This window comes from Roseomonas sp. AR75 (assembly GCF_005222815.1).
Lineage (GTDB): Bacteria > Pseudomonadota > Alphaproteobacteria > Acetobacterales > Acetobacteraceae > Falsiroseomonas.
This window is the reverse complement of the sequence record NZ_STGB01000003.1, coordinates 250,085-265,215: the sequence shown is the minus strand read 5'-3', so window position 1 is coordinate 265,215 and position 15,131 is coordinate 250,085. Positions and strand designations below refer to the sequence as shown.

General features: G+C 70.9%; 13 protein-coding genes. 8 read left to right on the top strand and 5 right to left on the bottom strand.

Translation table 11 applies throughout. The features are described 5' to 3' along the window. Positions 1–15 precede the first annotated feature (15 nt). Genes E4T13_RS13250 through E4T13_RS13235 form a run of 4 tightly spaced genes read left to right on the top strand, consistent with a single transcriptional unit; the run spans position 16 to position 4,571 of the window. Positions 16–966: an ABC transporter permease gene (locus tag E4T13_RS13250; RefSeq protein WP_137178771.1), complete on the top strand. Its 951-nt coding sequence runs from the start codon at positions 16–18 to the stop codon at positions 964–966. After that, entirely contained in the window at positions 963–2,777 is a 1,815-nt protein-coding gene (locus tag E4T13_RS13245) for a dipeptide/oligopeptide/nickel ABC transporter permease/ATP-binding protein (RefSeq protein ID WP_137178770.1), read from the top strand. The genes E4T13_RS13250 and E4T13_RS13245 overlap by 4 nt, the downstream gene beginning before the upstream one ends. Beyond that, the gene (locus tag E4T13_RS13240) at positions 2,777–3,736 is read left to right on the top strand and encodes an ABC transporter ATP-binding protein (RefSeq protein WP_137178769.1); all 960 of its coding nucleotides are present in this window, start codon (positions 2,777–2,779) and stop codon (positions 3,734–3,736) included. Before E4T13_RS13245 ends, E4T13_RS13240 begins: the two co-directional genes overlap by 1 nt. A gap of 22 nt (positions 3,737–3,758) precedes the next feature. Continuing rightward, positions 3,759–4,571, top strand: a complete 813-nt coding sequence (locus tag E4T13_RS13235; protein ID WP_240791114.1) for a creatininase family protein — start codon at positions 3,759–3,761, stop codon at positions 4,569–4,571. 138 nt (positions 4,572–4,709) lie between these two features. Here the strand turns inward: E4T13_RS13235 and E4T13_RS13230 are convergent, their stop codons facing one another. Both E4T13_RS13230 and ggt read right to left on the bottom strand, forming a co-directional pair. Beyond that, a complete protein-coding gene (locus E4T13_RS13230) occupies positions 4,710–5,672 on the bottom strand; it encodes a 2-hydroxyacid dehydrogenase (protein WP_137178768.1) in 963 nt (320 codons plus the stop codon). Then, positions 5,669–7,369: a gamma-glutamyltransferase gene (gene ggt, locus E4T13_RS13225; protein ID WP_206030169.1), complete on the bottom strand. Its 1,701-nt coding sequence runs from the start codon at positions 7,367–7,369 to the stop codon at positions 5,669–5,671. Before ggt ends, E4T13_RS13230 begins: the two co-directional genes overlap by 4 nt. Positions 7,370–7,488: 119 nt before the next feature. Between ggt and E4T13_RS13220 the strand changes: the two genes are divergently transcribed. Further along, positions 7,489–8,925 carry a protein adenylyltransferase SelO gene (locus E4T13_RS13220; protein WP_137178767.1) on the top strand — a complete coding sequence of 479 codons (1,437 nt, stop codon included), beginning with the start codon at positions 7,489–7,491 and terminating at the stop codon, positions 8,923–8,925. Between the two features lie 37 nt (positions 8,926–8,962). Continuing rightward, a complete protein-coding gene (locus E4T13_RS13215; protein ID WP_137178766.1) occupies positions 8,963–9,397 on the top strand; it encodes a CBS domain-containing protein in 435 nt (144 codons plus the stop codon). Here the strand turns inward: E4T13_RS13215 and E4T13_RS13210 are convergent. Then, entirely contained in the window at positions 9,385–9,837 is a 453-nt protein-coding gene (locus tag E4T13_RS13210) for a tellurite resistance TerB family protein (protein WP_137178765.1), read from the bottom strand. The two genes, E4T13_RS13215 and E4T13_RS13210, sit on opposite strands and share 13 nt — an antisense overlap. A 91-nt stretch (positions 9,838–9,928) precedes the next feature. Here E4T13_RS13210 and E4T13_RS13205 point away from each other — a divergent pair, with 91 nt between their 5' ends. Continuing rightward, positions 9,929–11,701 carry an SLC13 family permease gene (locus tag E4T13_RS13205; RefSeq protein ID WP_137178764.1) on the top strand — a complete coding sequence of 591 codons (1,773 nt, stop codon included), beginning with the start codon at positions 9,929–9,931 and terminating at the stop codon, positions 11,699–11,701. 40 nt (positions 11,702–11,741) lie between these two features. Next, positions 11,742–12,041 (top strand): hypothetical protein, encoded by a 300-nt coding sequence (locus tag E4T13_RS13200; protein WP_137178763.1) that lies wholly within the window; start codon positions 11,742–11,744, stop codon positions 12,039–12,041. Positions 12,042–12,090: 49 nt separating this feature from the next. Here the strand turns inward: E4T13_RS13200 and E4T13_RS13195 are convergent, their stop codons facing one another. Next, positions 12,091–12,477: a response regulator gene (locus E4T13_RS13195; protein WP_137178762.1), complete on the bottom strand. Its 387-nt coding sequence runs from the start codon at positions 12,475–12,477 to the stop codon at positions 12,091–12,093. Then, positions 12,474–15,089 (bottom strand): response regulator, encoded by a 2,616-nt coding sequence (locus tag E4T13_RS13190; RefSeq protein ID WP_170984980.1) that lies wholly within the window; start codon positions 15,087–15,089, stop codon positions 12,474–12,476. Before E4T13_RS13190 ends, E4T13_RS13195 begins: the two co-directional genes overlap by 4 nt. Positions 15,090–15,131: the final 42 nt, after the last annotated feature.

Below are 15,131 nucleotides of genomic sequence, written 5' to 3'. Positions count from 1 at the left end.
CCGGCCGCCTGCTAGATGCTGTACGTCGCGAAGCGCCTCGCCGTCTCGCTGCTGCTCATCTGGGTGGTGGCGACGGTGGTGTTCATGACCCTGCACATGGTGCCGGGCGACCCGGCCGAGGTGCTGCTGTCCACCGGCGGCACCTCGCCCGATCCCTATGCCGTGGCGGAGCTGCGCGAGAAGCTCGGCCTCGACCGGCCCCTGCTGGTGCAATATGCCGAGTTCCTGGAGCGGCTGACGCGCTTCGACCTCGGCAATTCGCTGGTGGATGACTACCCGGTGGCGGAGGAGATCGCGCTGCGCCTGCCGCGCACGCTGGAACTGATCCTGGCGGGCACGCTGATCGCGGTGGTGATCGCGTTGCCGACCGCGACCTATGCCGCGCTGCATGCCGGCGGCGCGTTCGACCGGGCGGCATCGGCCACCGCCGCGGTGTTGCAGGCGCTTCCGGTCTTCGTGCTCGGCACGCTGCTGATCCTGTTGCTGGCGCAATGGCTGCGCTGGATGCCGGCCGGGGGCTACGTGCCGCTGGCGCAGGATCCCGGGCGGCATTTTCTCCTGCTGTTGCTGCCCGCGGTCGCGGTGGCGAAGGGGCTGGCGGCGACGGTGTTCCGCATGGCGCGCGCCTCCGTGCTGGACCAGCTCTCGCGTGACCATGTGCGCACGGCGCGCGCGAAAGGTCTGACGCAGGGGCGCGTGATGCGGCGCCATGTCGTGCGCAACGCGATGATCCCCGTTACCACCGTGCTCGGCTTGCAGATGGGCACGCTGCTGGGCGGCACGGTGCTGGTGGAATACGTGTTCAACTGGCCGGGCCTCTCCACGCCGCTGCTGCGCGCCGTGGAGGGCCGCGACTATCCGATGGTCGTCGGCATCGTGCTGGTCGTCTCCGGCCTGTTCCTGCTGATCAACCTGGTGATGGACCTGCTCTACGCCGTGCTCGATCCGCGGATCAGCCGGTCTTGAAGCGCCTTCTGTTTCCGGGCGCCCTGGTGGCGTCCATCGTGCTGGTTGCGCTGGCCGCGCCGATCCTCGGCCTGCCGGATCCGGTGCGGCAGGATGTGTCGAACCGGCTGGCGCCATACCTGCCGGGCAGTCCGCTGGGTCGCGACGAGTTCGGCCGCGACGTGCTGTCCCGCATCATCTGGGGCGCGCGCGCCTCGCTCGGCGTCGCCTTCACCTCCGCGCTCATCGCGGGGATCGTGGGCACGCTGCTCGGGCTGATTGCCGGCTGGTTCCGCGGCACGGTGGAATTCATCTCCGTCCGCATCGCCGATGTCGTGCTGTGCTTCCCGCCGATCCTGCTGGCGCTGCTGGTGGTGACGCTGCTGGGGCCGGGCGCGAGCACGCTGATCCTGGTGCTGTCCATCCTGTATCTGCCGGGCTTCGTCCGCGTTACCTATGCGGAGGTGCTGTCGGCCGGCCGGCAGGACTATGTGGAAGCGGTACGCGCGCTGGGTGCCCCGACGCCGCGCATCCTGCTGCGCACGGTGCTGCCGAACATCGCGGGGCCGGTGCTGGTGCAGTTCTCGCTGGCCGTCGCGGCGGCGGTGGTGGTGGAGAGCGGCCTCTCCTTCCTCGGCCTCGGCGTGGTGCCGCCGACGCCCTCCTGGGGCCTGATGATCCGCGGCGCGCGCGCCACGATGGAGCAGGCGCCGCTGTACCTGCTGTACCCCTGCCTCGCGCTGACGCTGACCATCCTGTCCATGAATCTCCTTTGCGATGCGCTGCGCGATGCGGTGGACCGCAAGGGCGGCGCGCGCGCCCCGAGGCTGCGCGCGGTGGACCGCATCCTGCCGGGCCTGTTCCCGGCGCGGGATCCGGCGCCGCTGCTGGAGGTCCAGGCGCTGACGGTGGAGATCGCGACGCCCTCCGGCCCGATCCGCCCGGTGGAGGATGTCGCCTTCACGGTGCGCGCGGGCGAGACGCTGGCGATCGTGGGCGAGAGCGGCAGCGGCAAATCCATCACCGCGACCGCCGTGATGGGCCTGCTGCCGCCGGTGGCGCAGGTGGTCGCCGGGATCGCCCGCTTCGAAGGCCGCGACCTGCTGGACCTGCCGGAGGAGGAGCGCCGGAAGCTGCGCGGCGGCGCCATCGCCATGGTGTTCCAGGACCCGATGAGCAGCCTCAACCCGGTGCACCGCGTGGGCGACCAGGTCGCGGAGGCGATCCGTGCGCATCGCGAGGTCTCCGCTGCGGCCGCTTCGCAGGAGGCGGTGGACCTGCTGAAGCGCGTCGGCATCGCCGATCCCGAACGCCGTGCGCGTGCCTATCCGCACGAACTCTCGGGCGGCATGCGTCAGCGCGTGATGATCGCCATGGCCATCGCCAACCGCCCGCGCCTGCTGATCGCCGACGAACCGACGACGGCGCTGGACGTGACGGTGCAGGCCGGCATCCTGGATCTTCTGGCGCAATTGCGGCGGGAGACCGGAATGGGCGTGATCCTGATCACGCACTCGCTCGGCGTGGTGGCGGAGACGGCGGAGGAGGTGGTGGTGATGTATGCCGCGCAGGTGGTGGAGCGCGGCACGGTGGCCGAGGTCTTCGCCCGGCCGCTGCATCCCTACACGCGCGCGCTGCTCGCCGCCGTGCCGGAAGGCGAGGCGGAGCCGGAAGGCATTCCCGGCGTGGTGCCGCGGCCCGATTCCTGGCCGCCCGGCTGCCGCTTCGCGCCGCGCTGCAGCTTCGCCACGGCCGCCTGCGAGCGCCCGCCGCTTCTCGAACAGGCCGGCGAACGCCTGGTGCGCTGTATCCGCTGGAAGGAGTTGGCGTGATGGCGCTGGTGGTGGCGGAAGCGGTCGAGAAAAGCTTCGCGCCACGCGGCGTCTTCGCACGCGGCAGGCCCGTCCGCGCCGTGGCCGGCGTGGATGCGCAGGTGGCGCGCGGCGAGGCGCTGGGGGTGGTGGGCGAAAGCGGCAGCGGCAAGTCCACGCTGGGGCGCCTGCTGCTCGGGCTGCTGGACGTGACTGCCGGACGCGTGCGCTTCGACGGCGCAGATCTGCCCAAGCCAGGCAGCGCGGCGTGGAAGACGCTGCGCGCCCGGATGGGCATCGTGTTCCAGGATCCCTTCGGCAGCCTCGACCCTCGGCGCAGCGTCGGCGCGCAGGTCGGCGACGGTCTGGCGATCCATGAAGGCGGCGCCGATCCCGCGCGCGTCGCTGCGCTGTTCGAGCGCGTGGGGCTCGATCCGCAGCGCCGGGATGCCTTCCCGCACGAGTTCAGCGGCGGCCAGCGCCAGCGCATCGGCATCGCGCGCGCGCTGGCGACCAGCCCGGACTTCCTGGTGGCGGATGAGCCGGTCAGCGCGCTGGATGTCTCCATCCAGGCGCAGGTGGTGAAGCTGCTGGCCGATCTGCGGCGTGACCTGGGGCTGGCGATGCTGTTCATCAGCCACGACCTGCCGGTGGTGCGGCACCTCTGCGACCGCGTGGCGGTGATGTATCTGGGACGCGTGATGGAGGAGGGGCCGGTGACGGAGGTGTTCGCGCGGCCGCTGCACCCTTACACGCGCGCCCTGCTGTCGGCGACGCCGATGCTCGATCCGGCGAAGCGCGCCACGCGCATCATCCTGCCCGGCGATCCGCCCAGCCCCTCCGACCCGCCATCGGGCTGCGTGTTCCGCACCCGCTGCGCGGAGGCGCGGCCCGAATGTGCGGAGACGGTGCCGGCGCTGCGCGATTTCGGCGGGCCGGGCCAGCGCGTCGCCTGCATCCGTGCCGAAGAGATCAATTGAGACCTGCCAGAGGAAGGCCAGCATGACCGACGTGTCCCCGCAGAAAGTCCGCATGGGCGAGATCACCGGCGACGAGGCCCGTGCGCTCTACCCGAAGAACCCGGTGATCCTGCTGCCGATGGGCAGCCATGAGGACCAGGGCCCGCATGCCCCGATGGGCGACTACTTCCTGGCCGAGAAGATGGCCGAGCTGATCGCGCTGAAGGCGACGGCCGACGGCACGCGCACGGTGGTGGCGCCCGTGCTGCCCTTCGGCAAGGGCGACTTCTTCGGCCCGATGATCGGCGGCATTGCGCTCTCCGCCGCCACCTTCCGCGCCGTGCTGGACGAGCTGTTCGCCGAGCTGCTGCGCCACAAGCTGACGAAGCTGGTCATCATCAACGGCCATGGCGGCAACGTGAATGCGATCAACGAGGCGACGCGCGCGGTGATGCACAGGGGCGGGCCGATCATCCCTTCGCTCTACCTGTGGCGCATCGCCTACGCCGAGATGCCGAAGCTGCTGGGCGCGGAGAAGGCGAAGGCGGTCAGCAGCCATGGTGCGGATCCGCTGACCAGCCTGTGCATGCATTTGTTCCCGGAGCGTGTGCGCAACGACCTGATCCCCGAGCCGCGCAAGGGCGGCGCTACCGCGCTCGGCCTGCCCTTCCAGGGCTGGGGTTCGCTGAGCTTCAACGGCGCGGAGGTCACCACGCCGCATGAATACGACAAGGTCAGCCCGAACGGCCTGGGCACGGGCGATCCACGGCTGTGCAGCGCGGAAAGTGGCAAGCTGATCGCCGACCGCCTGACCGAGATCGGCGCCGGCTTCGTGCAGCACTTCGCAAAGCAGTAGCGGCTACCTTCTCCCTCCCCTGCGAAGCGGGGGAGGGTCGGGGTGGGGGCATCCAGCAGGACACCCCTTCGCATATCCCCCCACCCCATCCCTCCCCCGTGAACGGGGGAGGGAGCCGCGACGAGCTGGGAACCAGCGCTACAGAACCCGATCCTTTTCCGGGATCTCCTCGCCGCGATGCACGTGCAGGATGTTGCCCAGCCAATGCGCCACGCTGCGGCGCGAATTCTCATACGCCGTTGAAGCCGTGTGAGGCGTGCAGATGACGTTGTCCATGTGCAGCAGCGGGTGGTCCTTCGGCGGCGGCTCCTGGTCGAAGACGTCCACCGCGGCGCCGGCCAGGTGGCCGGATTTCAGCGCGGCCACCAGGTCGTTCTCCACCACGATGCCGCCGCGCGCGACATTCACCAGCAGCGCGCCTTTCTTCATCATGCCGATGCGCCGCGCATCCAGCATGCCCGCCGTCTCCGGCGTCAGCGGACAGTTCAGCGAGACGATGTCGCTTTCCGCCAGCAGCGTCTCCAGCGGGCGATACTGCACGCCGAGCTCGAGCTCCTCGGCCTCCGGCAGGCGGTTGCGGTTGTTGTAGAGGATCGTGCAGTCGAAGCCGCGCAGCCGCTTCGCGACACCCTTGCCGATGGCGCCGAGGCCGATGATGCCCACGGTCTTGCCGCTGATCAGGATGGAATGGCGCCACACCTCGTTCTTCGGCCAGCCGCCGGCAACCACGGCGATGTGTGCCTGCACGATGCGCCGCGCGATGGCGATCATCAGCCCGATCGTCGCTTCCGCCACGGGGATGGCGTTCGATCCGGTGGTGCGCGCGATGCGGATGCCGGCGGCGCGGCAGGCCGCGATGTCGATGTTGTCGATGCCGACGCCCCATTTGTGATAGAGTTTCACGCGCGGACCGGCGGCGACGATGTCGGCGGTGACCGGCAGGTCCCACCACACGCAGTAGTCTGCCTCCGCTACGCCGGCCTTGAGGTCGTCGGGCGAGCGCCCCTTCACCGAGCCGAGCGTGAAGCCCTCCGGCAGCAGGGATGTGATGATCGCTTCCTGCTCCGCGCCGATGGGTTGCAGCATCATGATCTTCGTCATGAAGGGGCCTTCGTGTTGGGTTCGGTGGAAAAGCGCACGCCGGCTCGCGCCAGACCGCCGCCCAGCGCGGCGACGCTGCCATCGGCGCGCCAGCAGGCGGCGCCGGTCATGCTGCCATCGGGTTCGAAGGCGATGCCGTTGATGCCGCCGCCGATGGTTTTGACTCGTTTGACCGCGTGGCCCATCGCGGCCAGCGCTTCCGCGACCGTATCAGGGATGGCGGGCTCCAGTTCCAGCGCATTGCCCATCGTCCAGATGCGCGGCGCTTCCAGCGCTTCCTGCAGCGGCATCGCGTGGTCGATCAGGTTCAGCAGCGCCTGGAACGCCGAGGGGAAGATGCGCAGGCCCCCGGGCAGCCCGAGTGCATAGCGCGGCGCGCCATCCTTCAGCACGATGGTCGGCGCCATCGAGGTATAGACCCGCTTGCCTGGCGCGACCGACAGCGCGAAGTCCGGCCGCGGATCGAAATTGTGCATGTAGTTGTTGCAGATCAGCCCGGTGCCCGGCACCGCGATGCGCGCGCCGAACAGCGCGTTGATCGTTTGCGTGGTGGCCACGATGTTGCCCGCCGCATCCGCCACCGTGACATGCGTGGTGCAGTTGGATTCCGTCAGCGTGGGATCGGCTTGCCACGCCTGCGCCGCGGCCATGTGGAGCATCGCGCGCCGCCGCGCCGCGTAGTCCTTGCTGGTCAGCATCGCGACCGGCACGCGCACGAAATCGGGATCGGCGGTCGCCACCGCGCGGTCGGCGAAGGCCATCTTCAGCACCTCCGCGACCAGGTGCAGCCCCTCAACCGTGCCAAAGCCCTGCGCGGCGACGTCGAAGTCTTCGAGCACGTTCAGCATCTGCGCCACATGCACCCCGGCCGAGGCCGGCGGCGGGGGGCCGAACACCTCGAAGCCGCGATAGGTGCCGCGGATCGGCGCGCGTTCCAGCGTGCGCACGCCGGCGAGATCGGCCAGCGTGACGATGCCGTCCTGCCGCGCCAGCGCCTCCGCCATCAGCCGCCCAAGCGCGCCGCCATGCAGCAGGTCCGGCCCCTCCTGCGCCACGGCGCGCAGCGTCTCGGCATAGGCCCCCTGCACCAGCCGCGTGCCGGCTTCCAGCCGCGATCCACCAGGCAGGAAGCGCGCGGCGAGGTCGGCGTCGCGCGCCAGGTCCGCGGCGGCATCCGCGATGCAGTCGGAGAGGTAGGGCGTCACCCGGAAGCCGCGCGAAGCGAGCCGGATCGCCGGCTCCATCACGTCGGCGAGCGGCCAGGTGCCGTGCCGCGCCAGCGCATGCGTCCAGCCCCGCAGCGCCGCCGGCACGGCGACCGAGAGCGCGCCCACCGCGTTGCGCTTGCCTTCCGTCTCCCGCTCCTCCGGCGGCGATCCCGGGATCGGTCGATACATCTCCGGCGTGGCCGCCGCCGGCGCCGCCGACAATCCGTCCAGCACCGCATGCGTGCCGTCGGCCATGCGCAGGTGGCAGACGCCGCCGCCGGTCAGGCCGACCATCATCGGCTCCACCACCGTCAGCGCGAAGAGCGTGGCGATCGCGGCATCCACGGCATTGCCGCCGGCCAGCAGCACCTCGGCCCCGGCGGCACTGGCCAGCGGATGGTTGCTGCACACGACGCCGCGCGCGCCGCGTGCCGGCTGCTTCTCGCAGACCAGGGGGAACCCGTTGCGGCCGACCAGGGTTGGGGGCAAGGCGCGCTCCTTCGATGCCGCGGCAGTTTGGGCGGAGCCGCCGGGCGCGGGAAGGGGGGCGGGTTGAGCCGCGCGCCATGCGGCGCCATCTGCCGTGCCAAGCCTGCCGGGAAAGCCCCATGCCCGTTGCCGAATCCTATCGTCCCGCCACGACCCACGCCGACCTCGGTGACGATTTCTTCGATCCCGTTGCCGCGGCACGCTTCCCCACCCAAATCCTGCGCTGGCGCAACCAACGCTGGGCTGCGCGCGTCGGCCTGGATGGGCTGACCGACGCGGAATGGGTCGCGCATTTCGGAAAATTCGAGCCGCTGCCCGGCAGCTTCGAGACGCCGATGGCGCTGCGCTACCACGGGCATCAGTTCCGCTCCTACAACCCCGATCTCGGCGATGGCCGCGGCTTCCTGTTCGCGCAGTTGCACGATCTGCGCGACGGGCGGCTGCTCGATCTCGGCACCAAGGGCAGCGGCCGCACGCCCTATCACCGCGGCGCCGATGGGCGGCTCACGCTGAAGGGCGGCGTGCGGGAGGTGCTGGCGACGGAGATGCTGGAAGCGCAGGGCGTCTATACCAGCAAGTCCTTCAGCCTGGTCGAGACCGGCGAGGCGCTGGAACGGCATGACGAACCCTCGCCGACGCGCGCCGCGGTGCTGGTGCGGCTCAGCCATTCGCACATCCGCATCGGCACCTTCCAGCGTTTCGCCTTCCACAAGGACACCGACGCCATTGCGCGCCTCGTCGCGCATTGCTGCACGCACTACATCTCCGAAGCCCGCCGGGACGATGCCGGCGCGCAGGTCGTCGCCTTCTTCGAAGCCGTGGTGCGGCGCGTGGCGCGGATGGGCGCGCAGTGGATGGCCGCCGGCTTCGTCCATGGCGTGCTGAACACCGACAACACCAACATCACCGGCGAGAGCTTCGACTACGGCCCCTGGCGCTGGGCACCCACGTACAAGCCCGACTTCACTGCGGCCTATTTCGACTATGGCGGCCTTTACGCCCTGGCCCGCCAGCCGGAGGCGCTGCTGTGGAACCTCGCGCGGCTCGGCGCCTGCCTGCTGCCGCTGGCCGAGGAAGCGCCACTGCAGGCCGCGCTCGAATCCTTCCAGGACGCCCTGCAGGACGAATTCCGCGCCAAGGTGCTGTGGCGCCTTGGCCTCGCTTCGGCGGGCGGGGAGCGCGACGGCGCGCTCGTGGCCGCGCTGTATCAGTTCCTGCTCGACAGCCAGGCGCCGATTGACCAGGTGTTCTTCGACTGGCGCGGCGGCGCGCACAGCGTGGATCGCGCGGCGCGCAGCCCGATCGCCACGACCTATGCGGAGGACGCCTTCGCGCCGGTGCGCGCGCTGCTGCTGGAACAGCCGCCGTCGTCCGCCGCCAATCTCGACCACCCCTACTTCGCCGCGCGCAGCGCGCCCTGTTCCATGCTGATCGAGGAGGTCGAGGCGATCTGGGCGCCGATAGCCGAAGCCGACGACTGGTCGCGCTTCCACGCCAAGATCGCCGACATCGCGCTGATGGCGGAAGCGATGGGAAGCAGCACCCTGCCGCCCTGAACGGAACGGTTCCGCCCGCACCGGCGTTGACCCGGCCATGCTGGTCTCCGAGCTGATGACGCGGGAAGTCGAGTTCATCGCGCCCGACGCGCCCGTGCGGGAGGCGGCGGAGCTGATGGGCGAGCTCGATGTCGGCGCGCTGCCGGTCGGCGGGCCCGCGGAGCTGCGTGGCATCGTCACGGATCGCGACCTGCTCTATCGCGTCGTCGCGCGCGGCCTGGATGCCGGCAAGGTGCGCGTCGCGGAGGTGCTGACCAGCCCCGTCATCACCTGCCGGGAAGGGGACAGCCTGCAATCCGTGCTGGACCGTATGACGGCGCACCACCTGCGCCGGATGCCGGTGACGGATGCCGGCGGCCGCGTGGTGGGCTGGATCACGCTGGCGGATCTCGCCCGCACCCTGCTGCTGGAAAGCGAGCCCTTGCAGCGCGCCCTGGCGGAATTGACCGAAGCGGCGGATCAGGCGCGGTAGCGGCGCGCCAGCCCGCTGACCAGGGAAGGTGGCAGCCCGAAGCGCGCAGCCAGCCAGGACAGGAACAGGCGCTGGGCGGGCACGCGCCCGTCCATCACCAGTGCCGCGGCGGCGAAGGCGTGGGGGCCGAGCTCCGCCTGCTCAAGCGCCGCCAGCAGGGGGATCAGGTCCGGCGTGCCGGTCTCGTCCCCCTCCGCGCCGAGCCGGGTCAGCGCCGCGGCCAGCCGCGCCCGGTCCTCCTCGGCGCTGGCGCCGCAGGCCGCCAGGGAGGCACCCATCACGCCGACCAGCAGCCGGCGGTGATCGGGCGGAAGCCGGGCAAGGTTCAGCGCCAGCGGCACGCGGACCTGCTGGCGATTCTGCGACCAGGCATGCAGCAGCTTCTGCGCGAGGGCGAGGCGCAGCGTGTGTTCCGCCGGCGGTGGTGTCGAGACGTCCATGCGTCAGGCGACGCGGAGACCCGCGCCGGGTTCCCGGAAACCGTCGCCGCCCGCTGCGTTTCGCTGGCGTGACGCTTCCGGTGGGACCTTCGTGACACTCGACCAGGGCATGGCTTTCGGGATCGTCGGCGTGACGATCGGCCTCTTTGTCTGGGGCAGGCTGCCCTATGACCTCGTGGCGCTGCTCGCGCTGCTTGCCGGGCTCGTCACCGGCGTGGTGAAGCCGGAACACGCCTTCGACGGCTTTTCGGACGAGATCGTCATCATCGTCGCGTCCGCGCTGCTGGTCAGCGCGGCAGTGGCCAGGTCGGGCGTGGTGGAGACGCTGATGCGGCCGCTGCTGCCCTGGCTGCGCGGTCCGGCGACGCAGGTGCCGGTGCTGGCGGGCGCGGTGATGCTGCTGTCGGGCTTCGTCAAGAACATCGGCGCCGTGGCGCTGCTGATGCCCGTGGCGTTCCAGCTCGCGCGACGCACGGGCGGATCGCCTTCGTCCCTGCTCATGCCGATGGCCTTCGCCTCGTTGCTCGGCGGCCTGGTCACGCTGATCGGCACCTCGCCCAACATCATCGTCTCCCGCATGCGCGAGGAGATCCTGGGCGAGCCGTTCCGCATGTTCGACTTCGCCCCGGTCGGCGTCGTGGTCTCGCTCGCGGGGCTCGCATTCCTGGCGGTGGGCTGGCGGCTGCTGCCGCGCGACCGTCGCGGCAGCGCCGGCATGGAGGCCGCCTTCGCCCTTGAGGCCTACACCACGGAGGCGACGCTGCCCCCCGAAAGCCCCATGGCGGGCAAGACGCTGGCGGAGATGGAGGCGCTGTCGCACGGCGTGCGCGTCGGCGTGGTGATCCGCGAACGCTTCCGGCGCCTTCCGCCGGCGCCGGAGCTGGTGCTGCGCGGTGGCGACGTGCTGCTTCTGCAGGGCGAGCCGGAGGAGCTGGAGACGATGCAGGCGCGCGCCGGCCTGGTGCTGGCAGGCGAGAAGCAGGCCGAGAAGCGGCCCGCCGAGGACGCCGGCGTGGTCGAGGGCGTGGTCACCGAAGCCAGCCCGCTGGTCGGCCGCACCCCCGCCGATGTCGAACTGGCCCGCCGTCACGGCGTCGCACTCATCGCCGTCAGCCGCAGCGGGCAGGCCATCACGCGCAGGCTCGCGGCCCTGCGATTCCGCGCGGGCGACGTGGTGATCCTCAAGGGCGCGCAGGAGGCCCTGCCGGAGGCGCTCGGTGCGCTGCGCGTGCTGCCCTTGTCCGGCCGCGATATCGCGCTGGCGAACCGCCGGCGCAGCTTCCTGCCAGCGGCGATCCTGGGCGTTGCCATGCTGCTGGTCGGGATGAACCTGGTGCCGGTTGCCGTCGCCTTCTTCGGCGCCGCGGTCGCCCTGCTGATGGTACGCGCGCTGAGCATGCGCGAAGCCTATGAGGCGGTGGAATGGCCGGTGCTGATCCTGCTCGGCGCCCTGATCCCCGTCAGCGAGGCGATCCGTACCACCGGCGGCTCCGACCTGATCGCGGGCTGGCTGGCGGGTGCGGTGCAGTACCTGCCGCCCATGGGCGCGCTGGCCGCGATCATGGCGGTGGCGATGGCGGTGACGCCCTTCCTGAACAACGCCGCGACCGTGCTGATGCTGGCGCCGATCGCGGCGAGCCTGGCGGAGCGGTTGCAGCTCGCGCCGGATCCCTTCCTGATGGCGGTGGCGATCGGCGCAGCCTGCGACTTCCTCACCCCCATCGGCCACCAGTGCAACACGCTGGTGATGGGGCCTGGCGGATACCGCTTCGCCGACTACCCGCGGCTCGGCCTGCCGCTGACGCTCATCGTCCTGGCCGTCGGGGTGCCGATGGTGGCCTTCGTCTGGCCGCTTTCGCCCTGACGCGGGGGAACCAATGCGCGCTGCGCACGCTGCATCGCGCATGAGCGGATTGCGGGACGACAGCGGCTGGCTGCCGGTGGAAGCGAAGGATGCGCTGGAGGACCAGCGCGAGAAGGCCAGCGCGGAGGAGGCCGATCGCCTGCTCGCGCTGGATCCGCGCGCCAGGGTGTTGGTGCTGCTGGACCGGATCGCCTGCCGCAGCGTCGAGGAAACAGACTGCCCGCGGTTGCGGCCGGCCGATCTCGCGCGGGTGCTGGAGAGCTTCTCCGGCGAGGCGCAGCCTGAACCCGCGGCTCTGGCGGAGCGCTACCCGGAACTGGTGATTCCCGCGCGGGACTGACCGCACTGCCCCTTCCCCGCCTGTGGGGAAGGGGGCGGGAAGGCGCCTGCTAAGTCTCTTCGGCCTCGTCACGCTTCAGCAGCGCCGCGTCGATCTGTCCCAGGAGCCGGGAGAAATCCACCGGCTTCGGGTGGTAGTCGTCGCAGCCGGCCTCCATCACGCGGCCGCGGTCACCGGACATCGCATGGGCCGTGAGCGCGATGATCGGGATGCCCTTCGTCTGCGCATCCTCCCGCAGCAGCCGAGCGGCGGTCCAGCCATCCATCACCGGCAGGTTCATGTCCAGCAGGATCACGTCGGGCGTGAGGCTGCGTGCCTTGTCCACGCCTTCCTGCCCGTCATGCGCCAGCTCCACATCGAAGCCGCGGCGTCGCAGGCGGCGGGAGAGGAAATCCCAGAGTTCCTCATGGTCCTCCACCAGCAGGATGCAGGTCACCGATTATCCTCCGATCCGAGCGCATTCTGCGCCCCTACCCCGGGCGCATTGGGCGCCACGCCTGTCCCGGGCGCATTGGGCGCCACGCGCTTCAATTCGCTCACCAGTTCGCGCCCCGCCGCTTCGGCGGGGACGATGGTGTGCACCGTCTCGCGCAGGCGCGAAAGCTGCGCCTCGTCCACCTCGCCCCCGGTGATCGCGATCACCGCGAGGTCGCGCAGCATGGGCCGCCGGCGCAGTTCGCGCAGCAGCGCGAACCCCTCGCCGACCGCCGGCGCGCGCAATTCCAGCACCAGCACCGCCGGCACCGGCGGGGTGTCCAGCCGCGCCATGGCCGCTTCGGGATCGGCCACGATCTCCACGCTCCAGCCTTCGGCTTCCAGCAGCGCGCGCAGTTCCGCCCGCTCGCCCGGATCGGCTTCCAGCAGCAGCGCCAGCCCGGGCGCGACCTCGCAGCGGAAGCGATCCAGCACGCGCTTCAGCCGGTCCCAGCGGACGGGCTTGTTGAGGTAGTCGGCGGCGCCGAGCGAGAAGGCCAGCCCGCGCTCCTGCACCACGGTCAGCATGACGACCGGCGTTTCCGACAGGTCGGGATCCGCCTTCAGCGCGCTGAGCACGGCCCAGCCATCCATCCGCGGCATCATCACGTCCAGCAGGATGGCCGAAGGCCGCAGCCGTCTCGCCATGGCCAGCCCCTCCGCGCCATCCCCCGCGCAGCGCACCGCGAAGCCTTCGCGGCGCAGGAAGCGGGAGACGAGGTCGCGCGTGGCCGCGTCGTCGTCGATCACCAGCACAAGGCCGGCTGACCCGTCAGGCTCCTCCGCCGCCGCTTCGCCCACCAGCGTCGCCGGATCGTCGGGATCGGCGCGTACTTCCCGGATGTCCGCCGGCATGCGCAGCGTGAAGCAGCTGCCTTTGCCGGCCTCGCTGCGCACGGTGATCTCGCCGCCCAGCATCGTCGCGAAGGCCTTGGTGATGGCAAGGCCGAGACCCGTGCCGCCGAAGCGCCGCGTCGTGGAGGCGTCGGCCTGGCTGAAGCGGCGGAACAGCTTGTCGAGCTGTTCCGGCGTCATCCCGATGCCGGTGTCCTCCACCTCGAAGACCAGCATGTGCTCCGCGCGCCTGGCGCGCAGCGTGATGGTGCCGCCTTCGGTGAACTTGGCAGCATTGCCCAGCAGGTTGAACAGGCATTGCCGGATCTTCACCACATCGGAATGCGCCGCACCGATATCCGGATCGCACTCGACCACCAGCCGGTTCTGCCGCCGCTCCGCGAGCGCCTCCACCGTGCCGGCGACATCCTGCACCAGGGGACAGACGGCGAAATCCTCGGCCTGCACCTCCATGCGCCCGGCCTCGATCTTGGACAGATCGAGCACGTCGTTGATCAGGGAGAGCAGGTGACGCGCATTCGCGCTGATCTTGCGCAGGTCGTCCAGGAAGTCCGAGCCGCCCTCCAGCGCCTCCGCATCCTCCTCCAGCATCTCGGCATAGCCGATCACGGCGGAAAGCGGCGTGCGGAGCTCGTGCGACATGTTCGCGATGAACTGGCTCTTGGCCAGATTGGCGTCCTCTGCCGTCGCCTTCGCCGCGGCCAATGCTTCTTCCGTCTCTCGCAGCTCGGTGATGTCGGTGTTGGTGCCGAACCAGCCGATCGGGCGGGCGCTGTCTTCGTCCTCCTCGCCCGGCTCGAACAGCGGCAGCGCGCGGGACAGGAACCAGCGGTAATGGCCGTCCTTGCCGCGCAGCGGGAAGGTGTCTTCCCACGGGTTGCCGGCCTCGATCGCGGCTGCGAAGCGCTCCGCGACGCGGGAGAGATGCTCGGGATGCTGCACCTTGCGCCAGCCATCGCCCACGGCTTCCTCCGCTGCCTGGCCGGTGAAGTCGTACCATTGCCGGTTGTACCAGACGATCTGGCCGGCCGCGTCGGTCATCCAGGCGAGTTGCGGAATGGCATCCAGGATCGTGCGCAGCCGCGCTTCGCTGCGACGCAGCCGGTCTTCCGCGCGGCGGCGCAGCGTATCGTCGGTGGCGAACAGGCCGACACCGTCCGGTCGCCCATCGCCCTCGGCACCCAGCGGAAACACGCCGAGCAGCAGGTGGCGCGTCACGCGTTCGCGCCCGGGCGGGCGTACCGTCACCTCGAGCCCGGTCTGCGCGCGCCCGCCAGCCAGCACCTTGCGGAGCTGCGGCGCGATCTGCGCCTGCACCTCTTCCGGCAGGACGCTGTCCGTGCCGGCCTCCACCCCCAGCGTGCGCTCGCCGATCGCGGCGAGGTGCCGGTTCGCGTGGCGCAGCCGCAGGTCGCGGTCCAGGAAGCCGAGCCCGATCGGCGCGTTCTCCATCACGCCACGCAGCAGCGCCTGCGCCTGGCGCTCCGTGCGGCGCCTGGCGAGCGCCAGCGCGGCGAGAAGGCCGCAGGCCAACAGCACGCAGGCCATCGCAGCCACATAGCCCCAGGCGTTGTCGGCCTCGGCGCCCCAGGCCCAGATCGCGATGCCGATGGCGAGCAGCACCAGCGCCGCGGCCAGCAGCGGCGCACGGCGCGTCCATCCAGGCGGCGGGCGGTCGGGAGCGATGACGTCGGGGCTGCGGTTGCGGGTAGAGAACACGTCTGGCGGTCGCCTTTCTGGCCGGTGCATAGCGCGCGGAGG

What these genes read in the sequence shown, in the direction of transcription:
- E4T13_RS13250 (WP_137178771.1), top strand. Translation starts at nt 16, where the DNA reads ATGCTGTACGTCGCGAAGCGCCTCGCCGTCTCGCTGCTGCTCATCTGG.
- E4T13_RS13210 (WP_137178765.1), bottom strand. Translation starts at nt 9,837, where the DNA reads ATGGACGTCTCGACACCACCGCCGGCGGAACACACGCTGCGCCTCGCC.
- E4T13_RS13230 (WP_137178768.1), bottom strand. Translation starts at nt 5,672, where the DNA reads ATGACGAAGATCATGATGCTGCAACCCATCGGCGCGGAGCAGGAAGCG.
- E4T13_RS13215 (WP_137178766.1), top strand. Translation starts at nt 8,963, where the DNA reads ATGCTGGTCTCCGAGCTGATGACGCGGGAAGTCGAGTTCATCGCGCCC.
- E4T13_RS13235 (WP_240791114.1), top strand. Translation starts at nt 3,759, where the DNA reads ATGACCGACGTGTCCCCGCAGAAAGTCCGCATGGGCGAGATCACCGGC.
- E4T13_RS13200 (WP_137178763.1), top strand. Translation starts at nt 11,742, where the DNA reads ATGAGCGGATTGCGGGACGACAGCGGCTGGCTGCCGGTGGAAGCGAAG.
- E4T13_RS13220 (WP_137178767.1), top strand. Translation starts at nt 7,489, where the DNA reads ATGCCCGTTGCCGAATCCTATCGTCCCGCCACGACCCACGCCGACCTC.
- E4T13_RS13240 (WP_137178769.1), top strand. Translation starts at nt 2,777, where the DNA reads ATGGCGCTGGTGGTGGCGGAAGCGGTCGAGAAAAGCTTCGCGCCACGC.